Annotated in this window: 10 protein-coding genes; 7 read left to right on the top strand and 3 right to left on the bottom strand. The window is 62.0% G+C overall.

The genetic code is table 11. The features are described 5' to 3' along the window. Positions 1 to 262 precede the first annotated feature (262 nt). The 3 genes from V7M64_RS03335 to V7M64_RS03325 all read right to left on the bottom strand — a co-directional run bounded on the left by V7M64_RS03335 (position 263) and on the right by V7M64_RS03325 (position 5,693). A complete protein-coding gene (locus tag V7M64_RS03335) occupies positions 263 to 3,061 on the bottom strand; it encodes a TonB-dependent receptor (RefSeq protein ID WP_333677009.1) in 2,799 nt (932 codons plus the stop codon). A 164-nt stretch (positions 3,062 to 3,225) separates the two neighbouring features. Beyond that, complete coding sequence (locus V7M64_RS03330; RefSeq protein WP_333677007.1) at positions 3,226 to 4,425, bottom strand: 1,4-beta-xylanase; 1,200 nt, start codon at positions 4,423 to 4,425, stop codon at positions 3,226 to 3,228. A gap of 116 nt (positions 4,426 to 4,541) precedes the next feature. Next, positions 4,542 to 5,693, bottom strand: coding sequence for an aldose epimerase family protein (locus V7M64_RS03325; RefSeq protein WP_333677005.1), 1,152 nt, complete (start codon positions 5,691 to 5,693; stop codon positions 4,542 to 4,544). A 332-nt stretch (positions 5,694 to 6,025) separates the two neighbouring features. Here V7M64_RS03325 and V7M64_RS03320 point away from each other — a divergent pair, with 332 nt between their 5' ends. From V7M64_RS03320 to V7M64_RS03290, 7 genes are all read left to right on the top strand, one after another. Then, entirely contained in the window at positions 6,026 to 6,739 is a 714-nt protein-coding gene (locus tag V7M64_RS03320; protein ID WP_333677003.1) for a FadR/GntR family transcriptional regulator, read from the top strand. Continuing rightward, positions 6,736 to 7,695, top strand: coding sequence for a 2-dehydro-3-deoxygalactonokinase (locus V7M64_RS03315; RefSeq protein WP_333677002.1), 960 nt, complete (start codon positions 6,736 to 6,738; stop codon positions 7,693 to 7,695). The genes V7M64_RS03320 and V7M64_RS03315 overlap by 4 nt, the downstream gene beginning before the upstream one ends. Further along, a complete protein-coding gene (locus tag V7M64_RS03310; protein ID WP_333677001.1) occupies positions 7,692 to 8,327 on the top strand; it encodes a 2-dehydro-3-deoxy-6-phosphogalactonate aldolase in 636 nt (211 codons plus the stop codon). Before V7M64_RS03315 ends, V7M64_RS03310 begins: the two co-directional genes overlap by 4 nt. Next, positions 8,324 to 9,472, top strand: a complete 1,149-nt coding sequence (dgoD, locus tag V7M64_RS03305; protein ID WP_333677000.1) for a galactonate dehydratase — start codon at positions 8,324 to 8,326, stop codon at positions 9,470 to 9,472. Before V7M64_RS03310 ends, dgoD begins: the two co-directional genes overlap by 4 nt. 23 nt (positions 9,473 to 9,495) lie before the next feature. After that, positions 9,496 to 10,254, top strand: coding sequence for an SDR family oxidoreductase (locus tag V7M64_RS03300; protein ID WP_333676998.1), 759 nt, complete (start codon positions 9,496 to 9,498; stop codon positions 10,252 to 10,254). Continuing rightward, positions 10,251 to 11,141, top strand: a complete 891-nt coding sequence (locus V7M64_RS03295) for an SMP-30/gluconolactonase/LRE family protein (protein ID WP_333676997.1) — start codon at positions 10,251 to 10,253, stop codon at positions 11,139 to 11,141. Before V7M64_RS03300 ends, V7M64_RS03295 begins: the two co-directional genes overlap by 4 nt. Positions 11,142 to 11,366: 225 nt before the next feature. Then, positions 11,367 to 12,773: a sugar porter family MFS transporter gene (locus V7M64_RS03290; RefSeq protein ID WP_333676995.1), complete on the top strand. Its 1,407-nt coding sequence runs from the start codon at positions 11,367 to 11,369 to the stop codon at positions 12,771 to 12,773. Positions 12,774 to 13,058: the final 285 nt, after the last annotated feature.

The following is a 13,058-nucleotide window of genomic DNA, read 5'->3' as shown; positions in this document are numbered from 1 at the left end:
TCCTCGAAGACAAGCGGCGGCCGCACGCATGCGACCGCCAGGAATAAAAAGAAGGAGCACCACGAGGATGCTCCCGAGGGGGAAGGGGAGGATGCGCTGATCGATTCTGCGCAGCTGTCACTGGCCCGACGGGTAATGTCCAGAAAGCCCGCAGGCTGCGCCATACGGCTTGAACAGACGGCCAGTCTGCCCTGCGCCGTCCGACACACCCTGCGGGCTTTCTGAACATCATGCCAGCTACTCAGAATCAATCAGCTCATCCTTAAAGCTTGAAACGGAACCCAAGGTTCAACGTGCGATCCTGGTAGCGGATATCGCGCGGCCGCGACGTACCGTCGCCCCAGTACTGGTGCAGATTCGCACCCAGCAGATTGGTCATGCCCAGCACCACCGTGCTGTGATCGTTGAGGTTGTAGGCGACGGACAGATCCACCTGGTTCGCCGGCGCGATTTCATCGTTCACGCTGGCCACGTTGGCGGCATTGAAACCATCGATGAAGCGGCTGCGATAGTTGTAGGCAAGACGGAACGACCAGCCGTACTTCTCATACATCAGCACGGCGTTGCCGTTGTGCTTGGACACGTTCTGCAACGGCGTGGTAACCATCGGACCACCCAGATACTGCGGTGATTTGGTCGATCCGTTGATGTAGGTGTAGTTGACCTGTACGCCCAGCCCGTTCCATGCGCCCGGCAGGAAATCGAAGAACTGCTGATAGGCCAACTCCACGCCGTCCAGGAAACCATTGCCGGCGCTTTCCGGACTGCTGATCTGGTATGGCTGTCCGCCGATCACCTCGTCCGTCACGTAGCTCTGCACGTAGCCCTTGATGGAGCGATAGAACGCACCCGCACTGGCATAGCTGCCCGGCGCGAAATACCACTCCAGCGACATGTCGTAGTTGTTGGACTTGATCGGCGTGAGATAGGCGTTGCCGCTGCTGCCATTGCCGGCGCGGTTGATGGTGCCGGGATTGAGCGACATCGACGGATTGAGATCGCCGAAGTTCGGGTAAGTCACCGTCTTCGCCGCCACAAAACGCGCCTGCAAGGCATCCGTGATGTGCAGCACGGCGCTCAGGTTTGGCAGATACACCGGCGCACTGGTCGACAAGGCCAGCGGCGAGTAGACGTTGGTCGCGCTGTTGTACGAAAACGCATTGAGATTGCGGTTGATGTCTTCGATGCGCACGCCGAGCAGGCCATCCAGCGGCAGGCCGAACAAGGTGGTGGCATAGGCTGTCTGCAGATAGCCGGCGAAGTCCTTCTCGTCGATGTTGTAGAACCGGCCCGGATCGGTCGGCTGCAATCCCTGATTGGTGCTGTACAGCGCGCGAATGGCATTCGCATTGCCGTTCAGATAGTTGTAGCAACCGCTCAGCCAGCCGCCCGGCAGCGCCGACGAACTGGGCATGGCGCAGAAGTAATTGGCAGGGAAACGCGCCAGCACCTGGTTGGCCGGATTGGGATCAAGCGCGATCGCACCGGTGCCGCCCGGCGGCGGTATCGATACCTGCACGCTGCCTTGGTAATTCGCGCGGTGATCGTCGGCGCGTACGCCAAACTGCAGGTTCTGGAAAAAGCCCGAATCGAAGGTATACACACCATCGGCGCGCCAGGAGAGTTCCTTGCCGCGTTGCACCGACCAGTTCTGGAACAGGCCATTCAAGTAGTAATTGGACGCATCGTTTTGCGGACTGCCCAGCAGCGACCAGTTCTGTCGATTGCCTGCAGTACCGTTCCATACCGTGGTGATCGGCCCCTTCAGGAACGTATCGACGATAAAGGTGTTATCCATGAACGAGCTGAGCGTCGACGACAATTCGGTCGACAAGCTCAATACGTCGTTGTGCCATTTGGCACCGATCGCGTTTTGAATGTCGTGACCGTGCTGTGCGTGCGCCTGCGTGCTGGTCGCCGCATAGCTGTTGCCGCTCCAGGTCGCGCTGGTGGCGTCGCAGATGGTCTGCCCGTAGTACTGGCCGGCAAGCTGATCCGGATAGCAATGGTTGCCGACGGTGTACGAGCTTGGTGTCACCACACCGGTCGGGAAGGTGAAGAAGAACGGCTGGCTGTAGCTGTCGTGATCCCAGTCGTACAGGCCTTCGGCGTAGATTTCGGTGTGATCGTTGGGCGCCCACTGCACCGCATAGTTCAACTCAGGACGGCGACGGTAGCCGATGTTGTAGTCGGCACCGAAACCGTTGGGCACTTCCACCAGCGTGCCTGACGGACTGCGCAGCGCATTGCCGGATGAATCGGTCAGCAGGCGCGGAAAATCGCCCCACACCGCTTTGTAGTCATAGTGCTGGGTGATGATGCTTGCGTTGAGGAGTGCGCCGAATTCGCCCGCATCCGTTTTCCAGCGATCGCTGACCAGGAAGCTGCCGGTGCCATCGGTGCGACCGGCATTGGCGCTGTTGATGCCGGTCACTGTGCTGGCCACTTCCAGCCCTTTGAAATCGAACGGGCGAAACAGCTGCATGTCCACCAGGCCGGCAATGCCGCCTGCGGGCAGGCTGGCATCGCTGGTCTTGTATACCTGCACCGATTTCACCGCCGTCGCCGGCAGATTCTGGAAAGCGTACGAGCGGCCAACACCGCTGACGATCTCCCGGCCGTTCAAGGTGGTCACCACGTTGGGCAGGCCACGCACCACCACGCTACTGGTTTCGCCCTGAAACCCCTGGGCCACCTGTACGCCAGTGATACGTTGCAGCGCATCGGCCACGCTGTTGTCCGGCATCTTGCCGATGTCTTCCGACACGATCGAGTCGACGATGTTCTCCGAATCCTGCTTGACCTCCGCCGCGGAACCAAGGCTCGAACGCAGCGGCGTGACCACCACGGTGGAAAGCGTGGCTGCGACGTTCTGGTCTTTTTTCTTCTGGTCCTTGCTGTTCTTGGCATTGCCCGGCGAGGAGGTGTCGCCGGTCTGCACAACGCTGGTGCCGCTTGCCGGCTGCGCCGTGGTGGTGTCTGCGTGTGCGGTGGCCAGCGACGAGGCAATCGCGACCGCCAGCAGGCTCATGGTGAAGGTGATGGTGTTACTCCGCTTCATGGTCTTTCCCCTTTCGGCTTTGGGTGGCCGCCTTGCACGGCAGCGTTCCCTTGGTATCGAAATATTGGTTTAAGCAGTTAAATTCGCCATTAGTACTACTATATGGTCAGATAGTTCAGGCCGCACAAAAGGCCGCCGCCATGGCGGCCCTCGCAGTAAAAAGTTCAGTGCGCCGCGTTCACGGCACGCGGGTCTGCGGTGACGGGCAGCATCGCCGCGTCGGCGGGCACGACGCCTTTGGGCGTTGCGCTCAGCGCACGGAAGATTGCTGCTTCACGCTCGCGATAAGGCGTGCCATCCGGATTGAGCAGATCGTGGAACCAGATCACCGGCGGTTGCAGCGTGTATGGCTTCTGCCAGGAATCCCACGGAAAAATCGTCTGCGTTTTGCCGGAGACGAAGCCCCAGTTGACCATGCCGACGTCAAGCTTCTTGCCTACCGGCAGCACCCCGTCGACGGTGGAGCCCGCACTGCGCGCCATGTATTCCGTGCAGATCATCGGACGTCCATATGCATGCAACTGCTGCACGCGGCGCAGGAACTCTTCCGGAAAGCCATAGTTGTGAAACGTGAGGATGTCCGACTGGGTGAGCTGCGTCTGCTCGATCGCATTGAGCGCGTGCAGCTTCGACCAATCGTCGTCGTGCCACACGCCGCTGGTCAGCGGTTGCAGTGGATGCTGGCTGCGCGCCCAATCAAACACCTGCGGCAGCAGTTGGGCCACGCGTTGGAATTTGTCCTTGGGTTCCTCGGCTGCATAATTGCCGCCGCCGTCGTTGTCCGGTTCGTTCCAGACGTCCCAGGCCAGGATGCGATCATCCTTGGCAAAACTGCCGACAATATCCTTCACGTAGGCTTCGAGCTGTGGATACTGCGACGGATCGTCCAGCACCTTGGTACCAGGCGCCTGCACCCAGCCGGAGTTGTGCACGCCGGGAATCGGCGGATGTTGCGGGCCCAGCACCGGATCGGGATCCCAGCACGAATCGAACAGCACGAAGATCGGCTTGATGTGATGCTTCGCGGCGATTGCTAGGAAAGTGTCGATGCGTTTCTTGAAACCTTCGCGATCCTGGTCCCACAAGAGGTTGTGCAGGAACACACGCATCGTGTTCATGCCCAGGCCTTGCGCCCAGCCAAGTTCCTGGTCGATGCGCGTGGGATCGAACGTGGCGGACTGCCACATTTCCAGTTCGTTGATCGCGTTGGAAGGAATGTAGTTGCTGCCTACCGGCCACGGCTGCCTTGCGTACCAGGCCTTGGCCTGCGCAGCCGTCCAACGCTCCGCATCCGCGGCATGCGCCACGGAAACACCAAGCAGCAGCGCCAGAGCGAGGCACCCTGCCCATCGTGTGCTCTTCATTGTCACATCCACCCTTGAATCTTTTTTATCCCTCCCCCGCGTACGGGGTGGGTGTTTATAGGTACTGCGGTAGTGCGGCGCTCCTGCGCGGTATGGCTTCCTTTGTGACGGACCGGTCAGGGTTGCTTCGCGGCCTGATCGATGCCGAAACGGTAAACAATGATGTTCCTGTAGATTTCACCCGGCGCCAGCCGGGCCGATCCGAAGTCCGGATGATTCGGCGTATCCGGAAACAGCTGCGGTTCCAGCACGAACGCATCGCCCTGGCGATAAATGTGATGGTCTTTGCCGACCGTGGTGCCATCCAGGAAATTGCCCGAATAGAACTGCAGGCCCGGCTTGCTCGACCACAGCGTCATCACGCGGCCGGAGTGCGGGTCTTCCACGCGCGCCACCACGCGCGGCTCGGTTTCCTTGCGGCTGATCACCCAGTTCATGTCATAGCCCTTGCCGAACAGCAGCTGCTGCGACCGGCCGTCGCGAATGTCGCGGCCGATCGGCTTGGCAACGCGGAAGTCGTAGGGCGTGCCGGCAACGGGCGCGATCTCCCCGGTCGGAATCGACGCCGCATCGCTCACCGGTGTGATGTCGTTGCCGGGAATCATCAGGGTCTGATCCATTACCGAACCAGAACCTTCACCACCGAGATTCCAATACGTGTGATTGGAAAGATTGACGATAGTCGGCTTGTCCGTGGTGGCGGCGTAGGCGATCTTGAGCTGGTTTTCATCGCTCAAGGCGTAGGTCGCCTTCACCGTCAGCGTGCCCGGATAACCCTGGTCACCATCGGGGCTGACGTATTCCATCGTCACACTGGGCGTGGAGCCCGACTTTACGTCGAGCACTTTCCACACCTGCATGTCGAAGCCTTTGGTGCCGCCGTGCAGGGAATTGGCGCCGTCATTCAAAGTGAGGCTATACGCCTTGCCATCCAGCGTGAATTTGCCGTGGGCGATGCGATTGGCAAAGCGACCGACAGTCGCGCCGAGATACTGGCGTCGGTCGAGATAGCCTTGCAGGGTGTCGTAGCCGAGCACGACGTCGGCAAGCTTGCCGTTGCGGTCCGGCACCCGTAGCGATTGCAGCGACGCGCCATAGCTCATGATGCGTGCCTGCATGCCATGGCTATTGGTAAGCGTCACGATCTCCACGTCCTGCCCATCCGCCGTATGTCCGAAGGATGCGCGGGTGGCCGTGCCGGCCGTCGCTGGGAGCGGCAGCAACAGGGTTGCCGTAAGGATGGAACCGAGCAGTACTACAGATTTCAAGCAAATCCCCTTACGAAATCTATGAAAGCAGGCGCTCACATGCCCTGTCGCTTCTGAGCATATTGTATGATTATATAGACGCATGGCCGTGTGGGCTTTACGCGCTGCAGCATGGTCATCGAACAAGCAGAACTGGGGCATCATCGTGGCGGTTCGCATAAGTGGAGGTTGCGGCTGACGGTGTTGAAAAGATGGGTGTTATACGCCAATGACGTGACAAGCAACGCTTTCCTTGCACGTTGCGCCAATGCCCGTCCACCATCAACGCCAAACGCGAGCTCTTTCGCAATGCAACACGATCAGGCCTTTTCCATCACCGTAACCGAGCAACGATGAGAGTCACCCACGCCCGCAATCTGCATGGTCATGTCATCCACGAACTGGGGGTGCGGATCGTCAGCGGTCAGCTTCGGCCGGGCGAGATACTGCCGCGCGAAGAAACCCTGGCCGAACAGATGATGGTGAGCCGCACGGCGTTGCGCGAGGCCATGCGCGTGCTGTCCGCCAAGGGCCTGGTCGAGGCGCGGCCGAAAGTCGGCACGCGCGTGCGCGACGAACGTTACTGGCAGCAACTGGATGCCGACGTGCTGGCCTGGCGTTGCGCGTCGATGCCGCCGGCTGACTTCGTGGAGAAGCTGGTGCAGATGCGCGAAATCTTCGAACCCGCTGCAGCTGCCCTGGCCGCACGCCGGTGCGATGCCGCACAGCTGAAGCAGATCGAGCTGGCCTATCTGGCCATGGAAGCGTCGCGCAATAGTGATGAGTGGGCCGTGGCGGATCTGCAATTCCATGAGGCGGTCCTGATCGCCACCAGCAACGAATTGATGAGCTCCCTGTTCTCCGTCGTGGAAACCGCCTTGGGTTCCTTCTTCGTACAGTCCGCGCGCAAGAGCGGCAATTTCAAATACTCCCTGCCCTATCACCGCCAGGTGTTCGACGCCATCCGTCGAAAGCAGCCCGAGGTGGCGCGCCGCGCCATGCAGCAGATGATCGTGGATGCACGCGCCAACATGACCGGCAAGCGCCGCACGAGGAAATCCGCATGAGCACTGCCGCGCGATTGATCGGGCTGGATTGGGGCACCAGCAGCATGCGTGCCTATCTTTATGATGCCGACGGCAAGGTCGTGGCGACACGCCACCAGCCATGGGGCATCCGCAACCTGCCAGAGGGCGGATTCGCTGGCGCCTTGCGTGCCATCACCGCCGATTGGCCGGCTTGCGTGGCGGTCGCCGCCGGCATGGTCGGCAGCCGCCAGGGCTGGCGTGAGGTGCCCTACGTCGCATTGCCCGCCGATGCAGCGAGCATCGCGCACGGCATGCTGCGCGTGGACGATTGCAGCAGTCATGCACTGTGGATTGCGCCGGGCTTGCAGCGGCATCAGCCTGCCGACGTGATGCGTGGCGAGGAAACGCAGATCATCGGTGCGCTGGCGCAGCAGCCGCTCTATCAGGCGAACTCCCGCTTCGTGCTGCCTGGCACGCATAGTAAATGGGCAAGCGTGGTCGATGGACGCATCGTGGCATTCGACACGGTGATGACCGGCGAGATGTATGCATTGCTGATCAAGCACTCCATCCTTGGCGCCGGCCTTCCTGGCGAGCCAGCGCAGCCGTTTGCCCACGATGCGTTCAGTCGCGGCGTGCTTACCGCCAAGGAGAGCGGCGCCGAAGGTGTTTTCAGCCGTCTCTTCTCGACGCGCGCCCTGATGCTCGCCGGCGAGCTGGCGGCGGCGCACGTGCCCGATTTCCTGTCCGGCCTGCTGATCGGCGAGGAATTCCGCATCGCACGTTCGCGTGACGACGACGGCATCTCCCCCCTGTGCCTGATCGGCGAAGCGTCGTTATGCCAGCGCTATACCTTGGCGGCGCGGTCATTCGGCTATGCCGCACCGACCGTCATCGATGACGCAGCCGTTCAAGGGCTGTGGCAGCTGGCATCTGCTGCCGGCTTGCTGGCCAAAGCCAGGCTTCATTCTTTTTCCGGAGCAACAACACCATGATTCGCGCGTGGCTCGATTCTCTTCCCCTGGTGGCGATTCTTCGCGGCATTCGGCCTGACGAAGCGCTCGCCGTTGGCAACGCACTCGTCGACGCTGGCTTTCGCGTGATCGAGGTGCCGATGAATTCGCCGCAGCCGCTGGAGAGCATTCGCCTGATGTCCGAAGCACTCGGCCAGCGTTGCCTGATCGGTGCCGGCACCGTGCTGCAACCCGAACAGGTCACGGAAGTCGCGGCAGCAGGAGGCAAGCTGATCGTGATGCCGCACGCCGATACGCGCGTGATCAGCGCAGCCAAGCGCGCCGGCCTGTATTGCGTGCCCGGCGTCGCCACGCCGACCGAAGCCTTTGGCGCCATCCAGGCCGGTGCCGACGCGATCAAGCTGTTTCCCGCCGAGCTGCTCACGCCACCGGTGCTCAAGGCATGGCGCGCAGTGATGCCGCGCGATCTGCCGATGCTGCCGGTTGGCGGCATCACGCCGGAAAACATGGCTCCTTATATCGCCGCAGGCGCCAACGGCTTCGGCCTCGGCTCCGCGCTCTACGCACCCGGCCGCGATGCGAACGACGTCGGTCGTCGCGCCCACGCCTTCGCTCAAGCCTGGATAACAAGTTCTCAAGGAACCCGCGCATGAAGATCACCCGTCTCACCACCTTCCTCGTTCCACCGCGTTGGCTGTTCGTACGCATCGATACGGATGAAGGCATCAGCGGCTGGGGCGAACCGGTCGTGGAAGGCCGCGCGCACACGGTTGCGGCGGCGGTCGAGGAACTTTCCGACTACCTCGTTGGCAAAGACCCGCGCCATATCGAAGATCATTGGAACGTGATGTATCGCGGCGGCTTCTATCGCGGCGGCCCGATCCTGATGAGCGCCATCGCCGGCATCGATCAGGCGCTGTGGGATATCAAGGGCAAGCATCTGGGCGTCCCCGTGCATGCCTTGTTCGGCGGCCCGGTGCGCGATCGCATCCGCGTGTATTCGTGGATCGGCGGCGATCGCCCGTCGGATACCGCCAGGGCGGCGAAGGAAGCGGTAGCGCGCGGATTCACCGCGGTGAAGATGAACGCGACCGAGGAAATGCACTTCGTCGACACGCATGAAAAAGTGCAGCGCGTACTGGAAAACGTGCAGGCCGTGCGCGACGCGGTAGGCCCCGATATCGGCCTTGGCCTGGATTTCCATGGCCGCGTGCACAAGCCGATGGCCAAGGTGCTGATGCGCGAACTGGTGCCGTTCAAGTTGATGTTCATCGAGGAGCCGGTGCTTTCCGATCACCTGGAATGCATTCCCGAACTGGCCAGCATTTCGCCCGCGCCGATCGCCCTGGGCGAGCGCATGTATTCGCGCTACGACTTCAAGCGCGTATTCGCCACCGGCGGCGTGGACATCATCCAGCCCGATCCGTCGCATTCGGGCGGCATCACGGAAACGCGCAAGATTGCGATGATGGCCGAAGCCCACGACGTGGCGCTGGCGCTGCACTGCCCGCTGGGGCCGATCGCATTGGCGGCCAACCTGCAATTGGACGCGATGTGCCATAACGCCTTCATCCAGGAACAAAGCCTGGGCATCCACTACAACGCCACCAACGACCTGCTCGATTACATCACCGACCGCAGCGTATTCGCGTATGAAAACGGCTTTGTCACCATGCCGACCGGCCCCGGCCTGGGCGTGCAAGTGAACGAGGCATACGTCGCCGAGCGCGCCACCGTGGGGCATCGCTGGCGCAACCCGATCTGGCGTCACAGCGACGGCAGCGTGGCCGAATGGTAAGGTCGTAACGATTCATGATGCCCATGTTTGCCACCTACCCCAGCCTGGTCGACCGCTCGGTATTGATTACCGGCGGCGCCACGGGCATCGGCGCCGCGTTCGTGGCGCACTTCGCGCAACAGGGCGCGCGCGTTGCGTTCTTCGATATCGACGAAAGCAGCGCCGCTGCGTTGATCGCCTCGCTTCCCGATGTACGCCATGCACCCCAGTTCACGCGCTGCGATGTGACCAGCATCGCGGCGCTGCGCCAGGCGATTGCCGCCGCAAGCCAGAACGCCGGCACCTTCAGCGTGTTGATCAACAACGCTGCCAATGACCGCCGTCATCGGCTGCAGGACACCACGCCGGAAGAGTTCGAGCAAAGCATCGCCGTCAATCTGCGCCACCAGTATTTCGCGACGCAGGCGGTAGCGCCGGGCATGCGCGAACTGGGCGGCGGCTCGGTCATTTGCCTGGGCTCTACCGGCTGGATGATCAAGAACGCCGGCTATCCCATGTACGCGATGGCCAAGTCCGCCGTGCGCGGCCTGATCAATGGCCTGGCGCGCGAACTGGGCAAGGACCAGATCCGCATCAACGCCCTGGTTCCTGGCTGGGTGATCACCGACAAGCAGCGCGAGCTGTGGCTGGATGACGCCGGCAAGGCGGAGCTTGAACGCAAGCAGTGCATGCCCGGGTATCTCGGCGCGGACGATCTCGCGCGCGCAGCCTTGTTTCTGGCCGCTGACGACAGCCGCATGTGCACGGGTCACGACTTCTTTGTCGACGGTGGATGGGCATGAGCTCGCAAGCCTCATTGGTGCTGGACGCAAAAAACACGCTGGGCGAAGGCGTCACCTGGTGCACGCGCAGCCAGTCGCTGTACTGGACGGATATCCACGCCTCCGTGCTGTGGTGCTATCGCCCTGCCGACGGCAGCACGCGCCGCTGGCCGATGCCGGAGCGACTGGCCTCGTTCGCCTTGTGCGAAGACGATGGCTGGCTGTTGCTGGGACTGGAAAGCGGGCTGGCGTTCTTTCACCGGGAAAGCGATCGGTTGATCCGCATCGCCGACGTCGAAGCCGGCTTGCCGACGCGCCTCAACGACGGCGCCTGCGACCGCCAGGGACGCTTCGTCTTCGGCACGCTGCATGAACCGGTGGACGGCGAGGCGCGGCGTGCGGCCGGTGCCTTCTATCGGCTGCACCAGGACCTGACGCTGGAGCAACTGCCGCTGGGACCGGTCGCGATCAGCAACAGCATCGCCTTCAGCCCCGACGGCGCCACCATGTATTACTGCGACTCGTGGCAGCGCACCGTGCATCGCTGCCGTTACGGCGACAGCGTGGCCGCTGCGTGCATGCACATCGACCTGACGCAGCAACAAGGCGAGCCGGACGGTTCGGCCGTGGACAGCGAAGGCGGCCTGTGGAACGCGGAATGGGGTTCCGGCCGGGTGGTGCGCTACACCCCCGACGGCAAACAGGACCTGATCATCCGCGTGCCGGCCTCCCAGCCCACCCGCGTCGCTTTCGGCGGGGAACGGTTGAACATGCTATACATCACCAGTGCCCGCGACGGACTTTCCGCCGAGGTGCTGGCGAGAGAACCGCATGCCGGTGGCCTGTTCGCCATCGAGGTGCCCTTCGCCGGCATGCCCGAACCGCGTTTCACCGGCCGGCCCGCATGAGCCGGTTTTTTTATGCGTCGCGAAGAAAGTGAGAACACTCGCGCGGCGCATTCGATCAGGCTGCTGAAAGCAGGCTGGTCATGCAGGTCAAGGAAGGCCTGTCGCGAACCACGCACCTGGGTGCTTGGTTTAAGCGTAGTCGAGTACGGCCCGGAGCCGAACTTGGCGTGTTGAGCAAGTGTGGGGAAGGCACTTTCTCAACTCACAACCATGACGGGGTCATTCATGAGTGCCAGTACCATTCCAACACCTGCGACAACACATTCCGATGCCAAGCCACACGCCAAAGCCACGGCCATCTTCACCTGCGTGCTCGCTGCGCTCGCAGGCTTGATGTTCGGCCTGGATATCGGCGTGATTTCCGGCGCCCAGCAGTTCATCCAGAAGGAATTCGGCGTCTCCGACCACGCGCTCGAATGGATCGTCAGCGCGATGATGTTCGGCGCGGCGGTCGGCGCACTTGGGGCCGGCTGGCTGTCTTCCTCGCTGGGACGCAAGCGCTCGCTGATTCTTGGCGCAGTGCTGTTCGTGATCGGCTCGATCCTCTGCGCTTTCGCGCAGTCGCCCGACATGCTGATTGCGGCACGCGTCATCCTTGGCCTGGCGATCGGCATCGCATCGTTCACCGCTCCGCTGTATCTGGCCGAGGTGGCGCCGGAATACATCCGCGGCGCGATGATCTCGGTATATCAGCTGATGATCACCATCGGCATCCTGGTGGCGTTTCTCTCCGATACCGCCTTCAGCTACTCCGGCAACTGGCGCTGGATGCTCGGCATCATCGCGATCCCCGGTGCGTTGTTCCTGATCGGCGTACTGTTCCTGCCGGACAGCCCGCGCTGGCTGCTGATGAAGCAGCGCGATGCCGAAGCGCTGGACGTGCTGCAACGCCTGCGTGGCAATCCGGAAATCGTCGAGCGCGAAGCGAACGACATTCGCGAGCAGCTCAAGACACCGCAGCGCGGCTGGCATCTGTTCCTGGAAAACAGCAACTTCCGCCGTTCGGTCGGCCTGGGGATTCTGTTGCAGCTGATGCAGCAGTTCACCGGCATGAACGTGGTGATGTACTACGCGCCGCGCATCTTCCAGGACATGGGCTACGACACGGCTGCGCAGATGTGGTTTACCGCCATCGTCGGCCTGACCAACGTGCTGGCCACCTTCATCGCCATCGCCCTGATCGATCGCTGGGGCCGCAAGCCGATCCTGTACACCGGTTTCGCCGTGATGGCCGTGGGCCTGGGCGTCGTCGGCAGCCTGATGGGCGCGGGTTCGCATGGCATGCAGATGTTCGCGGTGATCATGCTGCTGGTCTTCATCGTCGGCTTCGCGATGTCCGCCGGCCCGCTGATCTGGACGCTGTGCTCGGAAGTGCAGCCGCTGAAGGGACGCGACTTCGGCATCGGCTGTTCCACCATGACCAACTGGATCGCCAACCTGGTCGTCGGCTTCACCTTTCTCACTTTGCTCAACAGCTTCGGCCATACCAACACGTTCTGGTTGTATGCCGGCTTCAACGCTGTATTTATCGTGCTGACCTTCTGGCTGGTGCCGGAGACCAAGGGCGTTACGCTGGAGCAGATCGAACGCAACTTGATGCATGGCAAGCGGCTGCGCGATATCGGCCGTTGATTTGCAGTGGCGGCAGGTACTTTAGCCTTCATCTCCATGCTCGCAAGGATGCGTTCCCTCCCCTGCTTGCAGGGGAGGGCTAGGGTGGGGTGCGAGCGCTGCGAGCGACGGGAGCTATACGCCGCCACGACACATAGCTCTGGCATGCTGCGTTAACCGGCGGCGTCTGCGAATGCTCAACAACACGCTAAAGCCCTAGCAACCCCACCTACTGCCGCAGGGGAGCAGATCGCGTCAAGTATCAAGCTTCTCTAAGTTGGTGCCACTGGATTTAGCAATAGCTCT

The organism is Dyella sp. (assembly GCF_036746095.1).
Classification (GTDB): domain Bacteria; phylum Pseudomonadota; class Gammaproteobacteria; order Xanthomonadales; family Rhodanobacteraceae; genus Dyella_B.
Note: the sequence above shows the minus strand (reverse complement) of the source record. Positions and strands in the feature narration are given on the sequence as shown.